Annotated in this window: 14 protein-coding genes; 10 read left to right on the top strand and 4 right to left on the bottom strand. The window is 68.0% G+C overall.

Annotated elements, in window-relative coordinates; all coding sequences use genetic code 11:
- The first annotated feature begins 54 nt into the window (after window positions 1-54).
- Entirely contained in the window at window positions 55-585 is a 531-nt protein-coding gene (locus tag ACFWPH_RS02775; RefSeq protein WP_378747732.1) for a DUF4334 domain-containing protein, read from the top strand.
- Between the two features lie 52 nt (window positions 586-637).
- Here the strand turns inward: ACFWPH_RS02775 and ACFWPH_RS02770 are convergent, their stop codons facing one another.
- Window positions 638-1,609: a zinc-binding alcohol dehydrogenase family protein gene (locus tag ACFWPH_RS02770; RefSeq protein WP_378747731.1), complete on the bottom strand. Its 972-nt coding sequence runs from the start codon at window positions 1,607-1,609 to the stop codon at window positions 638-640.
- An 84-nt stretch (window positions 1,610-1,693) separates the two neighbouring features.
- Between ACFWPH_RS02770 and ACFWPH_RS02765 the strand changes: the two genes are divergently transcribed.
- Window positions 1,694-2,263 (top strand): TetR/AcrR family transcriptional regulator, encoded by a 570-nt coding sequence (locus ACFWPH_RS02765; protein WP_378747730.1) that lies wholly within the window; start codon window positions 1,694-1,696, stop codon window positions 2,261-2,263.
- A 76-nt stretch (window positions 2,264-2,339) separates the two neighbouring features.
- Here the strand turns inward: ACFWPH_RS02765 and ACFWPH_RS02760 are convergent, their stop codons facing one another.
- Together ACFWPH_RS02760 and ACFWPH_RS02755 are read right to left on the bottom strand one after the other, a co-directional pair.
- Window positions 2,340-2,966, bottom strand: coding sequence for an alpha-ketoglutarate-dependent dioxygenase AlkB (locus ACFWPH_RS02760; RefSeq protein ID WP_378747729.1), 627 nt, complete (start codon window positions 2,964-2,966; stop codon window positions 2,340-2,342).
- 77 nt (window positions 2,967-3,043) lie between these two features.
- Window positions 3,044-3,922 carry a LysR family transcriptional regulator gene (locus ACFWPH_RS02755; RefSeq protein ID WP_378747728.1) on the bottom strand — a complete coding sequence of 293 codons (879 nt, stop codon included), beginning with the start codon at window positions 3,920-3,922 and terminating at the stop codon, window positions 3,044-3,046.
- Window positions 3,923-4,137: 215 nt separating this feature from the next.
- Between ACFWPH_RS02755 and ACFWPH_RS02750 the strand changes: the two genes are divergently transcribed.
- The gene (locus tag ACFWPH_RS02750; RefSeq protein WP_378747726.1) at window positions 4,138-5,280 is read left to right on the top strand and encodes an MFS transporter; all 1,143 of its coding nucleotides are present in this window, start codon (window positions 4,138-4,140) and stop codon (window positions 5,278-5,280) included.
- A 38-nt stretch (window positions 5,281-5,318) separates the two neighbouring features.
- Here ACFWPH_RS02750 and ACFWPH_RS02745 read toward each other — a convergent pair whose 3' ends face one another.
- Complete coding sequence (locus ACFWPH_RS02745) at window positions 5,319-5,873, bottom strand: TetR/AcrR family transcriptional regulator (RefSeq protein ID WP_378747725.1); 555 nt, start codon at window positions 5,871-5,873, stop codon at window positions 5,319-5,321.
- A 182-nt stretch (window positions 5,874-6,055) separates the two neighbouring features.
- On the opposite strand from ACFWPH_RS02745, the gene ACFWPH_RS02740 reads away from it, so the two are divergent.
- From ACFWPH_RS02740 to carB, 7 genes are all read left to right on the top strand, one after another.
- A complete protein-coding gene (locus tag ACFWPH_RS02740; RefSeq protein WP_378747724.1) occupies window positions 6,056-6,898 on the top strand; it encodes an SAM-dependent methyltransferase in 843 nt (280 codons plus the stop codon).
- 178 nt (window positions 6,899-7,076) lie between these two features.
- Entirely contained in the window at window positions 7,077-7,721 is a 645-nt protein-coding gene (gene pyrR, locus ACFWPH_RS02735; RefSeq protein WP_378747723.1) for a bifunctional pyr operon transcriptional regulator/uracil phosphoribosyltransferase PyrR, read from the top strand.
- Window positions 7,718-8,674, top strand: a complete 957-nt coding sequence (locus tag ACFWPH_RS02730) for an aspartate carbamoyltransferase catalytic subunit (protein ID WP_280414411.1) — start codon at window positions 7,718-7,720, stop codon at window positions 8,672-8,674. The genes pyrR and ACFWPH_RS02730 overlap by 4 nt, the downstream gene beginning before the upstream one ends.
- A 146-nt stretch (window positions 8,675-8,820) precedes the next feature.
- The gene (locus tag ACFWPH_RS02725) at window positions 8,821-10,140 is read left to right on the top strand and encodes a dihydroorotase (protein WP_378747722.1); all 1,320 of its coding nucleotides are present in this window, start codon (window positions 8,821-8,823) and stop codon (window positions 10,138-10,140) included.
- Entirely contained in the window at window positions 10,140-10,634 is a 495-nt protein-coding gene (locus tag ACFWPH_RS02720) for a transporter (RefSeq protein ID WP_378747721.1), read from the top strand. Before ACFWPH_RS02725 ends, ACFWPH_RS02720 begins: the two co-directional genes overlap by 1 nt.
- Complete coding sequence (gene carA / locus ACFWPH_RS02715; protein WP_378747720.1) at window positions 10,631-11,752, top strand: glutamine-hydrolyzing carbamoyl-phosphate synthase small subunit; 1,122 nt, start codon at window positions 10,631-10,633, stop codon at window positions 11,750-11,752. The genes ACFWPH_RS02720 and carA overlap by 4 nt, the downstream gene beginning before the upstream one ends.
- A complete protein-coding gene (carB, locus tag ACFWPH_RS02710; protein ID WP_378747719.1) occupies window positions 11,752-15,108 on the top strand; it encodes a carbamoyl-phosphate synthase large subunit in 3,357 nt (1,118 codons plus the stop codon). Before carA ends, carB begins: the two co-directional genes overlap by 1 nt.
- The last annotated feature ends 130 nt before the right edge of the window (window positions 15,109-15,238 follow it).

Genomic DNA, 15,238 nt, shown 5'->3' with positions numbered 1-15,238 from the left:
GAGAGAACGATAGGCTATTTCTCGCAACGTCCCTGATATCGAGGAGTGCGGACGATGACCGAGAACGCCACCATTCTGCCGGCCGGTGGTTGCACCGTGGCGCAGGCCTGGGAGATCTTCGACAGTCTGCCCGCGGCTCCGGTAGCCGAGGTCACCATCGGCCGCTGGCGCGGCGGCGAATTGCCCACCGGCCATCCGATGGACGGAACTCTCACCGAATCCGGTTGGTACGGGAAGCAATTCGACGCCGCGGACGAGGTGCATCCGTTGCTGTTCACCGATGAGCGCGGCACCGTGTTCGCGGTGGATCCGCGCCGGGTTCCGTTATCGCTGGCCGGAAAGATTCCGGCGCACTGGCTGCGGCCCGTGCGGAACAGATTGCGCGCCTTCGCTCCGCTGTTGCGCACCCGGAAGCCGACGGCGCGGCTGCGCGATATCGAGTACCGGGGTGTGGTGAGCGCGGCCATGGTCTACGACCATCTGCCCATCATCGACCATTTCCGGCGGGTCGATGACGACACATTGCTCGGCGTGATGGATATGCGCGGGATGCCCGAACCCTATTTCTTCGTTCTGCGGCGTTGACTGCGCCCGTTCGGTCACAGAGTTGGTCGCGGACCGAGGCGTTGTCACACGATCAAGCGGTCGCGCCCGGCCGCAGGATGACCTTGCCCAGCGGCTGCCGGGATTCCACCAGTTCGTGTCCGCGGGCGGCCGCTTCGAGTGGCAATACGGTCTCGACCGATGGGGCCAGTGTGGGTATCCGTGCGAGGATATCGGCCCGGGCGCGGTCGGCCCGCTGCTGCCAGGCCGGACCCGCGCAGGCGGTGAGGGTGAGTCCGGCCGGGATCAGGTCGGCAGCCGATACCTGTGCGGGTGTGCCGGAGAGCCAGCCGTAGCTGAGCATCCGGCCGGATCCCGGGGTCATGGCGCCCAGGAGGTCCGTCGCAGCGGTGCCGCCGATGGAGTCGAAGACGACGTCGATGGTGCCCGGCGCGCTCGCGGTGAGCGTATCGGTCCACCGTTCCGTCCGGTGGTCGATGACCTGGTCGGCTCCCAGTGCGCGGGCGTGCTCGGTCTTGGCGGAGCCGCCCGCGGTGGCGATGACCTGCGCCGCGCCGAATTCCTTGGCCAGCTGAACCAGGTAGCTGCCCACCCCGGTGGCGCCGGCTTCCACGACGACCGTCTCGATGCCGGTCAGGTGCGCCGTTTTCAGAAGGGCCAGCGCGATCGCACCGCTCATCATCGTGGCCGCCGCGTCGTCCGCCGACACATCGTCCGGAATGAGCGTTGTGTTCTCGACCGGTGCGCAGACGAATTCGGCATACGATCCCGACCCGGCGGTTGCGGCGACAACGCGCCGGCCGACGATGTCGCGGTCGACGCCGGCACCCACATCGACGATCTTCCCGGCGACCTGGTAGCCGAACACCGCCGGCGGGGGCATAACCATGGGGAAGGCTCCGGAGCGCAGCAGGGTCTCGGGGAAGAGGACCGGGATCGCCGCGGCGCGGATGAGCACCTCACCGGGGTCCGGCTGTGGCGTAGGAACCTCGCGCGGTACCAGGACCTCGGGCCCGCCGCTGCCTGTCATTACGATTGCCTGCATCGGAAACTCCATAACTTGACTGCCGGTCCATTTATTGAAGCCAAGATATGGACCGGTGGTCAACTTGTCAACGAAGGTGGTGCCATGCCCCCCGTGAGGGAACGCGCGGACGCGGCCCGCAACCGGCGCGCCATCCTCGACGCCACCGCCGCGCTGCTCGCCGAACACGGTGCCGAAGGGGTCACCATGGACCGGGTCGCGGCGGCTGCCGGGGTGGGGAAGGGCACGATCTTCCATCGCTTCGGCAATCGGGCCGGGTTACTGCACGAGCTGGTGGCCGAGAGCGCCTTCACGCTGCGAGCGCGGGTGGCCGACGGCCCGCCGCCGTTGGGTCCGGGAGCTCCGGCGGGCGATCGGCTGCGCGCATTCCTCGATGCCATGGCCGGGTTGGTGATCGACAACCTGGAACTCATGACGATCTTGCGGACCGAGCCTCCGCATCCGCGTACCGAGGAATTGCACCGGTTCTGGTACGAGCACCTCACGGCTCTGCTCGCAGAAGCTCGGCCGGATGTGGATGCCGAGGTCGTCGGCCGGCTGCTGCTGGATTCGCTGGCCGGTGCGACCGTTCCGGAACTGGCCCGTTCCGGAATGACCGACCGGCTGCTCCGGTCGGTCCGGGAGCTCGTGGATTCGGTGCTGCGGTCTCCCTGACGTCCCGGGCCTCGAAGAAACCCGTTGTCGCGCCATTGCGTTCGTGCTCTGCCCTGTCGAGGTAAAGGTAGCGGGCTCATCGGACGTCACGTGGGCGGAACTGGATGCTGATCCGCGGCCCGGTCGCCCGCCGCGATTTCGGTACCGCATGTTCCCAGGTGCGCTGGCATGAACCACCCATGACGAAAAGGTCGCCGTGCCCGGGCCGGAACCGCAGGCTGGGGCCGCCTGTGCGGGGCCGGAGCAGTAGCGGCCGCGGCGCTCCGAGCGTCAGGATGGCGACCATGGTGTCCTGTACGGCGCCGCGGCCCAGGGTATCGCCGTGCCAGGCCACACTGTCGCGGCCGTCGCGGTAGAAGCACAGTCCGGCGGTCCGGAACGGTTCGCCGAGTTCGGCGCGGTAGTGCTCGCCCAACGCATCCCGCGCCTGGGTGAGAACGGGATCGGGCAAGGGCGCGGATTCGCTGTAGAAGCACAGCAGTCTCGGCACATCGACGACGCGGTCGTACATCGGCCGTTGCTCCCCGCGCCACGGCACCGCGGTGGCGAGGCGGTCGAAGAGTGCGTCGGCACCGCGCAGCCAGCCTGGCCGCAGATCGACCCACGCGCCGTCGGACAGGTGTGTCCGGCGGATGTTCGTGAGCGGTTCGAGCTCGATCGCGCCGAAGCCGTCGAGCAGCGATCCCTGAAAAGGTGCCGGCATGGTGTCAGCATATCCGATATACGAACATATGTTCGACATGGGTTCGAGTACCGCGCAGAACCTGCGCCCGGCGGAAGCTACGCCTCCCAATGGCGCCGCAGTTCTTCGCAGACGACCGTCAGTGCCTCGCTGTGGTGGCGGCGCGGATGGGTGATCAGGTGCAGCTCGCAGGAGGGCAGGACCGGGCCGTCCAGAACCGCCAGTTCGCCGGCCTGTACTTCGGATTCCACGCTGATCGCGGGCAGCGCCGTCCAGCCGAGACCGACGGCTACGCAGCGTTTGATTGCCTCGATACTCCCGAACCGGGAGCGGCGGCCCGATTTCGCGCCGGTGGCGATGAGGTGGGCGGCGACGTCGTCGCTGTAACCACAGCCCTCCTCGATGAGCAGGGCGTCGCGGCCGGCCAGCTCGTCCCAGGTGGTGCGCGTGCCCGCTCGCGCACCGTGATCGAGAAGGGTCAGCCGTTCGGTGCCGATCCGTTCCGAGGTGAGTTCGGTGATCGGGCCCCGGGGTTCCATCGTGAGAGCGAGTTCGGCCGTCCCCTGGCGTACGGCCGCCGTGGCATCGTCCAGCCCGCCCGGAGTGAGCCAGACCTGCACATCGGGCTCCCGCGTCCGTACGGCTCGGATCACGGCGGGCAGGCGATAGGTGCACAGGGACTCCGGGGCGCGGACGCGCACGGTACCGCTGGGCCGGGAACCGCTGCTCCGCGTCGCGGCTCGGAGGCGGTCTTCGGCGTCGAGTACCTCGTCGGCGTGCGCCACGAGCCGGGCCCCGAAATCGGTCGGCACGGCGCCGGCGGGGAAGCGATCCAGGAGCTGGTGACCGAGCTGCCGTTCGAGTTTCTGGATATGGCCGGTGACGGTGGATTGGGTGTAGCCGAGTTCGCGGGCCGCGCCGGTGAAACTTCCCGAGCGCACCACGGCCATGAAGCTGCGCAGAAGCTGGGTTTCCACTTGTTATCGCATTTCGTGATGGCTCGGATGGAAATTCATTGTTGGACAGAATACATCCTCGTAGTGAGGGTGGAGTGGTAGCGCAGGAGTGGGCGGCGATCGGTCCGGAAGGTCGCTCAGGTGCAGGATGGGAGGCCGATGTGATGGTGGCGGCATCGGGACCGGATGGCGGTGGGCCCTCGCCTCGGCCGGCTGTCCGGCACATGCCTCGCGGTGTGGCGGGTGCTCCCGAGGGGGGCGGCCCGGCTTTCGCCGCGCTGCTGGTGGTGACGTTCCTGGCCTTCGTCAACTACGCGGCGCTGTTGTCGGTCGTGCCACTGTGGTCGGCCGCGGGTGGTGCCGCCGGTGTGGCGGTCGGGTCGACGACCGGCGTCATGATGGCGGCCACTGTGGCCACGCAACTGGCAGTGCCCTGGCTCTTCGAGATCTGCACGCTGCGGACGATGGTGATCGTGGGCGCGCTGTTGCTCGGGGCGCCGACGCCGCTGTACATCCTTTCCGACGGTCTCGCGCCGATCGTCGCGATCACGGCGATCCGGGGGATCGGGTTTGCGCTGGTGGTGACGGCCGGCGCGACCTTTGTCGCCGATCTTGCCCCCGCGGGGAAACTGGCCACCGCGGCCTCGCACTACGGCGTAGCAGCCGCGCTCCCCAATCTCGGTGCGCTCGCCGGCGGCGTCTGGCTCGCGAAGACCTGGGGATTTCCGGTGGTGTTCTGGGGCGCGGCCGGTGCGTGTCTTGCGGCAGCGGTGTCGGCCTTGCTGCTGCCCGTCCGGCATCGTGGAAAATTCCGGTTTGCGGCAACGACGGATACCCGCGATATCCGTGTGCCGATCGCCCTGTTCCTGCTGACGGCCGGTTCGTTCGGTGCGGCGACAACGTTTCTGCCGGTAGCGGTTCCGGATGCCGGTGTGGCCTCGTGGGCGTTGCTCGCGGCCGCGGTCGGTCTGGTCGCGGCCCGGCTGACGGCCGGCGCGTTCGCGGATCGTGCCGGTGCGGGCAGATTGCTGCCGGTCTCGGTGCTGTGCTGTGCTGCCGGGTCAGCGCTGATTGCCGTCTCGCTGTCGGCGGTATCCGGGCTGCTGGTTGTGGGGGCGGCACTGCTGGGTGCCGGATTCGGTGCGTGCCAAAACGATTCGTTCGTGCTGACACTCGAGCGTCTCGGTAGCGGGCGTAGCGGTACCGCGAGCACGATCTGGAATATCGCCTACGACGGTGGTCTCGGACTCGGTGCCGTCGTTTTCGGCTGGTTCGTCGCGGCGGCGGGATATGCGGAGGCATTTCTCGGTGTCGCGGCCGGTGTTGCGGTTGTCGCGCTTCTGCTCATCCGGTCGATGGGGCGGCGGGCGCCCTGCTGAGGAGCCGCGGCAGCAGAGGTGGTGTCGCGGGCGTCGAATCAGTTCCTGCGCAGAATGTCCTGGGCGACCGCGACTGCCGCGTGGAAACACTCGTCGTCGGACAGGGGCAGATCGCCCATCATCGCCGTACTCCAGCTGATCGCCAGCAGCGCCTGCCGGGCATGGAAGACGTCCAGGGGTGCGCGCTCGGGTTCGGTCATGAGATCGGCGATCAAACGGAATTGATAGCGCAGGCTGACACCGAAACCCAATTCGCGGAAAGCGGGCTGGTTTTCGTGCATGAACCGCACCATGTCGCGGCCGGTGCTGTGCAGCAGGGCACCGTAGCGGTCGAGGATCTCGGTGGTGCGGGCGGGCCCGGGTGGAGTGGCCTCGGCCCATTCGATCAGCTCGTCGATACCGCGCCGGACATCGTCGGAGAGGCTGGCGACGATATCTTCCTTCGTCCGGAAGTGGTAGTACAGAGCGGCTTTGGTGACGCCGAGATGGTCGGCGATCTGGCGCAACGAGGTTTTCTCGTAGCCCTGTTCGGAGAACAGTTCCATCGCCACCGCGCGGATGCGGTCGCGGGTATCGCTGCGCCGGCCGGCCAACGGTATCTCCTCGGGTTCGACGGTCTGCGTGGGTTTTCGACGGTCTGCCGCAGGGAGCCTAATGGGCCCACGGTGTCGAAGCCCATCGGCCGACCGATCGGAGTAGCCGGAACGCGGGCAGCAGACCGGGGAGCGTGGTTTACTTGCCGGGCGACAAGTAAGTAATTTGAGGAGGGTTACCGATGACCGGAACTTCCGCGCCCGTCCCGACCGCCGGCGTCGCGATGACTGCCCTCGGGGTTGCGCTCATCCGGGTCAGTGAGACCGCCCGCCAAGATCGTCTCTATGCGGACCCGCTGGCCGAGGTTTTCCTCAGCGCTGCCCGGCCGGGATTCGATGCCGAACGCTGGGCGCGGCTGGAGAAATTGGCCGAGCAGTTCTACGAAGGACGCACGCTCGCGGTCAAGGCCGTCGACGACCACATCCAGGCGGTGGCCCGGTCGGACTGTCCGCAGATCGTCCTGCTCGGCGCGGGCCTGGACACCCGGGCCTTCCGCCTCGACCTCCCGCCCGAAACCGTGTTCTTCGAGGTGGACCTCCCCGAACTCTTCGACTTCAAGGAGCCGGTCCTGGCCGCCCACCGGGCGCACCCGGTCTGTACCCGTCACACGGTCGCCGCGGATCTGCGCGGTGACTGGCAGCGGGTCCTGCGCGAGCAGGGTTTCCGCGCCGATCTGCCGACCGCCTGGGTCGACGAGGGTGTGCTCGGCTACATCCCGCGCGCGGCGGCTTACGCGGTGGCGGAGACGGTGACCCGGCTATCGGCGCCGGGTAGCAGGTTCGGGATCGGGCGGTTCCAGGTCGACGCGGCCGCGCCACAGTACCGCGCTTTGCGCGAACTGGTCCGGGAGGCACCGGTCGAGCTTCCGGCGAACGGGCTGGGTCCCGGCGGCGAATCGTGGTTCGCCGAGAATGGCTGGTCGACGACTTTTCGCGCCTGGGACGATCTCGTCGCACCCTACGGGCGGCCTGGTGTGCTGGGTGGTGATCCGGCGGTCGGGCATGTTGTGGCAGTCCGCGAATGAGTACTCCGCGATGTGAGTAACCGTACTCACAGTGGCCGGCCCTTCGGTGGTGAGTGGTCGCGCTCACAACCGGTTCAGCGCCCTCACCTGGTGAAAAGTGCCGTCCACGGGCTGATAGGCTGCTCGGCGTAAGACATCCTTTAACGGACCGTCCAGTGAGGCGGGGAAGGAGGTCGGTATGGCTGTGCCCGAAGAACGGGCCGCCACGTCCGGCGCTGCCGAGGCGGCGCCACCCGTTGCGCGGCATACGCCGGAATGGGTGGCGGCGGGACGGGAACTGTTGTCCCCCTCCGATGTCGGCCGGACCATTGCGCGGATCGCGCATCAGATCATCGAACGCACCGCCCTCGATTCCGGCGAGCCCGGCACCCCGCGCGTGGTGCTCATCGGTATCCCGACCCGCGGGACGACTCTCGCCGCTCGGCTCACCGACAAGATCGAGGAATTCTCCGGTGTCCGCCCGGCCCTCGGTTCCCTCGATATCACGCTCTACCGCGACGACCTGCGCACCAAACCGCATCGCCCGCTGGAGCGGACCTCGGTGCCGGAGGGCGGGGTCGAGGACGCGCTGGTGGTCCTGATCGACGATGTGCTCTTCTCCGGCCGCACCGTGCGGTCCGCGCTCGACGCACTGCGCGATCTGGGCCGGCCGCGCGCCGTGCAGCTCGCCGTTCTGGTCGACCGGGGGCATCGCGAACTGCCGATCCGCGCCGATTTCGTCGGTAAGAACGTGCCCACCTCGCGTACCGAGGACGTGTCGGTGCTGCTGAGTGAACACGACGGCCGCGACGGCGTTTTCCTGCATCAAGGGGAGGGGCAGTGAGACATCTACTGACGGTGACCGACCTGGACCGCGCGGCCGCCGACGCCATGCTCGACGAGGCGGAACGGTTCGAACAGGCGCTGCTGGGCCGCGAAGTACACAAACTGCCCACCCTGCGCGGCCGCACGGTGATGACGGTGTTCTTCGAGAACTCGACCCGGACCCGCGTCTCGTTCGAGGTCGCCGGGAAATGGATGAGCGCCGATGTGATCAATGTCAGCGCGAGTAGTTCCTCGGTCGCCAAGGGGGAATCGCTGCGCGATACCGCGCTCACCCTGCATGCTGCCGGGGCCGACGCGCTGATCGTGCGACATCCGGCCTCCGGTGCGGCGCATCAGATCGCGCACTGGTTCGAGGACTGGTCGCGGCGGTCGGGCAGTGCGGTCCCGGCGGTGATCAACGCCGGCGACGGTATGCACGAACACCCCACCCAGGCCCTGCTCGACGCGCTGACCCTGCGGCAGCGGCTCGGCGATATCGCCGGGCGGCGCGTGGTGATCGTCGGCGATATCCTGCACAGCCGGGTCGCGCGGTCCAATGCCTTCCTGCTGTCCACGCTGGGCGCGGAAGTGGTTCTGGTGGCACCGCGGACACTGCTGCCGGTGGGCGTCGAGGACTGGCCGGTGCGGGTCTCGGTGGATCTGGATTCCGAACTGCCCGGCGCCGATGCGGTGCTCATGCTGCGGGTCCAGGCGGAACGGATGAACGGCGGATTCTTCCCGTCGGCGCGGGAGTACGCGGTGCGCTACGGACTGTCCGAACGGCGGGTCGCGCTGCTCGACGAGCATGCCGTGGTGCTGCATCCAGGGCCGATGCTGCGCGGTATGGAGATCGCGTCGTCGGTGGCGGATTCGCCGCGTGCCGCCGTATTGCAACAGGTGACGAATGGAGTCCATATGCGTATGGCGGTGCTGTTCCGCCTGCTGGTCGGTGTACAGGAGGCCGCGGCGTGAGTGCGTCAGGCCCGGAGGCGGCAGCGGAGCGTAACCACGAAGGGCCCGCACTCACGTCCGATGGACACAGCGTGAGTGCGTCAGGCCCGGAGGCGGCAGCGGAGCGTAACCACGGAGGGCCCGCACCCACGCCCGATGGACACAGCGTGAGTGACAGCGTTCTGATCACCGGGGTGCAGCTCTACGGTGCGGGTGACCCGGTCGATGTGCTGATCGCCGGCGGAGTGATCCGGGAGATCGGGACGGGGCTGCGTGCGGACGGCGCCGAAATCGTCTCCGGCGAGGGCCGGGTGCTGCTGCCCGGGTTCGTGGATCTGCATACGCATCTGCGCGAACCGGGCCGGGAAGACACCGAGACCATCGAATCCGGCTCGGCCGCCGCGGCGCTCGGCGGGTACACCGTGGTGTTCGCCATGGCCAACACTTCGCCGGTCGCCGATTCCCACGTGATCACCGACCATGTGTGGCGGCGCGGCCAGGAGGTCGGGCTCGTCGATGTGTACCCGGTGGGGGCGGTCACGGTCGGGCTCGCGGGCGAGCAGCTCGCCGAAATGGGCACCATGGCCGCCGGTGCCGGTGCGGTCCGGATGTTCTCCGACGATGGGCACTGTGTCCACGACCCGCTGATCATGCGGCGGGCCCTCGAATACGCGCGTTCGCTGGATGTGCTGATCGCCCAGCACGCCGAGGAACCGCGCCTGACTCGCGGTGCGGTCGCGCACGAGGGACCGACGGCGGCGCGGCTGGGTCTGGCCGGTTGGCCGCGGGCCGCGGAGGAATCCATCGTGGCCCGGGATGCGCTACTGGCCCGGGACGCCGGTGCCCGCGTGCATATCTGCCATGCGTCGACCGCGGGCACGGTCGAATTGGTGAAATGGGCCAAGGACCAGGGGATCGCGGTCACCGCCGAGGTGACGCCGCATCATCTGCTGCTCACCGACGCCAGGCTGGAAACCTATGACGCGGTGAACAAGGTGAACCCGCCGCTGCGCGAAGGCTCCGATACCCAGGCTCTGCGGCAGGCGCTGGCCGCCGGGATCGTCGACTGTGTCGCCACCGATCACGCACCTCATGCCGAACAGGACAAATGCTGCGAATTCGCGGCGGCCCGGCCCGGCATGCTCGGGTTGCAGACCGCGTTGTCGATCGTGGTGGAGACCATGGTGCGGCCGGGACTGCTGGATTGGCGCGGGGTGGCGCGCGTGATGAGCGAACGGCCCGCCGAAATCGTCGGACTCGACGATCAGGGGCGGCCGATCGAGGTGGGCGAACCGGCCAATCTCGTGCTGGTCGATCCGGACGCGACCTGGACGGTCGAGGGGGAACACCTCGCCAGTATCGCGAGCAATACGCCCTATCAATCGATGATGCTGCCCGGCCGGGTCGTCGGCACACTGCTGCGCGGCCGGATCACCGCCCGCGACGGTATCGCCGCCGCGCCGGGCGTACCGGTGGGAGGCCGCTGATGGAACGGGCATTGTGGGTCATCCTCTGCGTCGTGCTGTGGGTACTGGCCGTCTACCTGATGTACCGGGGCTGGCGTAATCGGGCCGCCCGGCAGCAGGACCGGATCGGCGAACTGCCGCCGGTGCCGGCCGAAACCGGGCCGCAGGTACTGGAACCCACCACCGGTCTCTACCTCGGCAGCACCATGGCGCCGAGCTGGCAGGACCGCATAGCGGTCGGCGATCTGGGCTACCGCGCCACCGCGGGACTGACCCGCTACGAGCACGGAATTCTGCTGGAACGTGAGGGCGCCACCACGATCTGGATACCGGAGGAATCCATCACTGCCATCCGGACCGAACGCGGGCACGCGGGCAAGGTGATGACCGAAGGCGGTGTCCTGGTGATCCGCTGGACCCTGCCGACCGGAACCGAAATCGATACCGGGTTCCGGGGCGACGACAAATCGGTGTATCCGGCCTGGGCGCGGGCAACGACGGGAGATGACGAATGACGAGTACGACAGCAGCCGCGGCCCTGGTCCTCGAGGACGGGCGGATCTTCCGCGGCACCGCCTACGGTGCGGTGGGGCAGACCCTCGGTGAAGCGGTGTTCTGCACCGCCATGACCGGCTATCAGGAAACCCTCACCGATCCCAGCTACCACCGGCAGATCGTGGTGGCCACGGCCCCGCAGATCGGGAACACCGGCTGGAACGACGAGGACGACGAATCGCAACAGATCTGGGTCGCGGGCTACGCCGTGCGCGACCCCGCTCGCCGGCATTCCAACTGGCGCGCCACCGGCACTCTGCCGGGGCAGCTGGAACAGCAGAGCATTGTCGGTATCGCCGGAATCGACACCCGTGCGGTGGTGCGCCATCTGCGCAGCCGCGGTTCGATGAAGGCCGGGATCTTTTCCGGTGCCGCGCTCGCCGAACCCGCGGAACTGCTCGCCCGGGTCACCGGGCAGCCGTCGATGCTCGGCGCCGACCTGGCCGGCGAGGTCAGCACCGACGAGATCTACACCGTCGAACCCGAGGGTGAGCCGCGGTTCACGGTGGTCGCGGTGGACCTCGGTATCAAATCCAACACTCCGCGTATGTTCGCCCAGCGCGGGATGCGGGTGCATGTGGTGCCTTCCTCGACGAGCCTGGACAAAATCCTGGAACTGAAACCGGACGGCGCGTTCCTGTCCAACGGCCCCGGCGACCCGGCCACCGCCGATACCGCGGTCGCTCTCACCCAGGGCATCCTCGACAAGGGCCTGCCGCTGTTCGGTATCTGCTTCGGTAACCAGATCCTGGGCCGCGCGCTCGGCCGCGGCACCTACAAGATGAAGTTCGGGCACCGGGGGATCAATATCCCGGTCGTCGAGCACGAGACCGGCCGCGTCTCGATCACCGCGCAGAACCACGGGTTCGCGCTGGAAGGTGAGCGCGGCGAACAGTTCGGCACCCCGTTCGGCAAGGCCGAGGTCAGCCACGTCTGCGCCAACGACGGCACGGTGGAAGGGGTGCGGCTGGTGGACGGTCGCGCCTTCTCCGTGCAATACCACCCGGAAGCGGCCGCCGGTCCCCATGACGCCGCGTACTTGTTCGACCGGTTCGCCGGTCTGATGAAGGGAGCCTGATGCCTCGCCGTACCGATCTCGAACATATTCTGGTCATCGGATCGGGCCCGATCGTCATCGGCCAGGCGTGCGAGTTCGACTACTCGGGCACCCAGGCCTGCCGGGTCCTGCGTTCGGAGGGCCTGCGGGTTTCGCTGGTGAACTCCAACCCGGCGACCATCATGACCGACCCGGAATTCGCCGATTCGACCTATGTCGAGCCGATCACCGCGGAGTTCGTCGAAAAGGTTATCGAGAAGGAGCGTCCCGACGCCCTGCTGGCCACCCTCGGCGGGCAGACCGCGCTGAACACCGCGGTCGCACTGCATGAGCGCGGCGTGCTGGAAAAGTACGGGGTCGAACTGATCGGCGCCGATTTCGATGCCATCCAGCGCGGTGAGGACCGGCAGAAGTTCAAAGACATCGTGGCGAGCGTCGGCGGCGAAAGCGCGCGTTCCCGGGTCTGCTACACCATGGACGAGGTCCGCGATACCGTCGCCGATCTGGGCTTCCCGGTGGTCGTGCGGCCGTCGTTCACCATGGGTGGGCTCGGTTCCGGGATGGCCTACAACGACGAGGACCTCGACCGGATCGCCGGCGGCGGCCTGGCCGCCTCGCCCACGGCGAACGTCCTCATCGAGGAATCCATCCTGGGCTGGAAGGAATACGAGCTCGAGCTGATGCGCGACGGCCGCGACAATGTCGTGATCGTCTGCTCCATCGAGAACGTGGACCCGATGGGCGTGCACACCGGCGATTCGATGACGGTGGCCCCCGCGCTGACCCTCACCGACCGCGAGTACCAGAAGATGCGCGATCTCGGTATCGCCATCCTGCGCGAGGTCGGGGTGGATACCGGCGGCTGCAATATCCAGTTCGCGGTGAATCCCGCCGACGGCCGGCTCATCGTCATCGAGATGAACCCCCGCGTCTCGCGGTCGTCCGCGCTGGCGTCCAAGGCCACCGGCTTCCCGATCGCCAAGATCGCGGCGAAACTCGCCATCGGCTACACACTGGACGAGATCGTCAACGACATCACCGGGGAAACCCCGGCCAGCTTCGAACCCACCCTCGACTATGTGGTGGTCAAGGCGCCGCGGTTCGCGTTCGAGAAGTTCCCGGGTGCCGACCCGACGCTCACCACCACCATGAAATCGGTGGGCGAGGCGATGTCGCTGGGTCGCAACTTCGCCGAGGCGCTCGGTAAAGTGCTGCGCTCGCTGGAAACCAAGGCGACCGGTTTCTGGACCGCCGAGGACGGGAAGTGGGCGCCGGCGTCGACAGATCAGGCGGATATCGACGCCGCGATCGAGGCGATCCTGACGGATCTGCGAACCCCCACCGAGGGCCGTATCTACCAGGTCGAGCGGGCCCTGCGGTTCGGGGCGAGTATCGAAGCGGTCGCCGAGGCCTCCGGTATCGACCCGTGGTTCGTCGCCGAGATCGCCGGGCTGGTGGATCTGCGCCGCGAACTGCTCGACACCGCGGTGCTCGACGAAGCGCTGCTGCGCCGGGCCAAATACCACGGCCTGTCCGACCGGCAGATCGCCGCGCTGCGACCGGAACTGGCCGGCGAGGGCGGTGTCCGCGCGCTGCGGCACCGGCTCGGGGTGCGTCCGGTGTTCAAAACCGTGGACACCTGCGCTGCCGAATTCGAGGCGCGGACGCCGTACCACTATTCGGCCTACGAACTCGACCCGGCAGCCGAATCCGAGGTCGCCCCGCAGCCGGATCGGGAGAAGGTGATCATCCTCGGTTCCGGTCCGAACCGGATCGGGCAGGGGATCGAATTCGACTACTCCTGTGTGCACGCCGCGCAGACGCTGTCGGCCGCCGGCTACGAGACGGTGATGGTCAACTGCAACCCGGAGACCGTTTCCACCGACTACGACACCGCCGACCGGCTCTACTTCGAACCGCTCACGTTCGAAGACGTGCTCGAGGTGTACCACGCGGAATCCGATTCGGGCACGGTCGCGGGTGTGATCGTGCAGCTCGGCGGGCAGACCCCGCTGGGGCTGGCGCAGCGGCTCACCACCGCGGGAGTGCCGGTGGTCGGCACCAGTGCCGCCGCCATCGACCTCGCCGAGGACCGCGGGGAATTCGGTGACGTCCTGGTCGCGGCGGGACTGCCCGCTCCCAAATACGGCACCGCCACCACCTTCGAGCACGCCCGCAAGATCGCCGCCGATATCGGCTATCCGGTGCTGGTGCGGCCGTCCTATGTGCTCGGCGGCCGCGGTATGGAGATCGTGTACGACGAGGATTCACTCGAAGGCTATATCTCCCGCGCCACTGAACTCAGCCCCGAACATCCGGTGCTGGTGGACCGCTTCCTCGAAGACGCCATCGAGATCGACGTCGACGCGCTCTGCGACGGCGACGAAGTATTCCTCGGCGGGGTCATGGAACATATCGAAGAAGCCGGTATCCATTCTGGTGACTCCGCGTGTGCGCTCCCGCCGATCACGCTGGGCCGCAGCGATATCGAGGCGGTGCGCCGCTCCACCATCGCGCTGGCCAAGGGGATCGGTGTCAAGGGCCTGCTGAACGTGCAGTACGCGCTCAAGGACGATGTCCTCTACGTGCTCGAGGCCAACCCGCGCGCCAGCCGCACCGTCCCGTTCGTCTCCAAGGCCACCGCGGTACCGCTGGCCAAGGCGGCCGCCCGGATCATGCTGGGTGCCACCATCGCCGAACTGCGCGCCGAGGGCATGCTGCCCGACGGCGACGGCGGGCACGTTCCGCTGGACGCACCGGTCGCGGTGAAAGAGGCGGTGCTGCAGTTCCATCGGTTCCGGGGCCCGGACGGCAGCCAGGTCGATTCGCTGCTTTCGCCGGAGATGAAATCCACCGGCGAGGTGATGGGTATCGACACCGATTTCGGGACGGCGTTCGCCAAGAGCCAGACCGCCGCCTACGGTTCGCTGCCGACCGAGGGCACCGTTTTCGTCTCGATCGCCAACCGCGACAAACGCGCCATGGTGTTCCCGGTGAAACGGCTGCACGACCTCGGCTTCCGTATTCTGGCGACCACCGGTACCGCGGAAATGCTGCGGCGCAACGGTATCCCTTGCGAAGAGGTGCGCAAGCACTCCGACCCGGTGCCCGCGGCCGGTAACGACCAGGTGCCCACGGCGTCCATCGTGGAACAGATCCGCGACGGCGAAGTCGATATGGTCATCAATACGCCCTACGGCAATTCCGGGCCCCGCGTGGACGGTTACGAGATCCGCAGCGCCGCGGTGGGCGTGAGCATCCCCTGCATCACCACCGTGCAGGGCGCCGCTGCGGCGGTCCAGGGGATCGAGGCGAGTATCGCCGGAGGTCTCGGCGTGCGCTCCCTGCAGGAACTGCATTCGGCGTTGCGTGGCTGAGGACGCGGTGATGACAACCACCTTCGGCGTGGGGGCGGGGGCGGGCCAGCAAGACCCCAGCCACGACCCCCTCCTAGACTGCCCACCCCCCACCCCCTTTGCCTCTCTGCGGACGGGCAAAGAAGCCGAC

Source organism: Nocardia sp. NPDC058499, assembly GCF_042719915.1.
Classification (GTDB): domain Bacteria; phylum Actinomycetota; class Actinomycetes; order Mycobacteriales; family Mycobacteriaceae; genus Nocardia.
The sequence above is the reverse complement of the archived record's forward strand: the minus strand, read 5'-3'. Positions and strand labels throughout refer to the sequence as shown.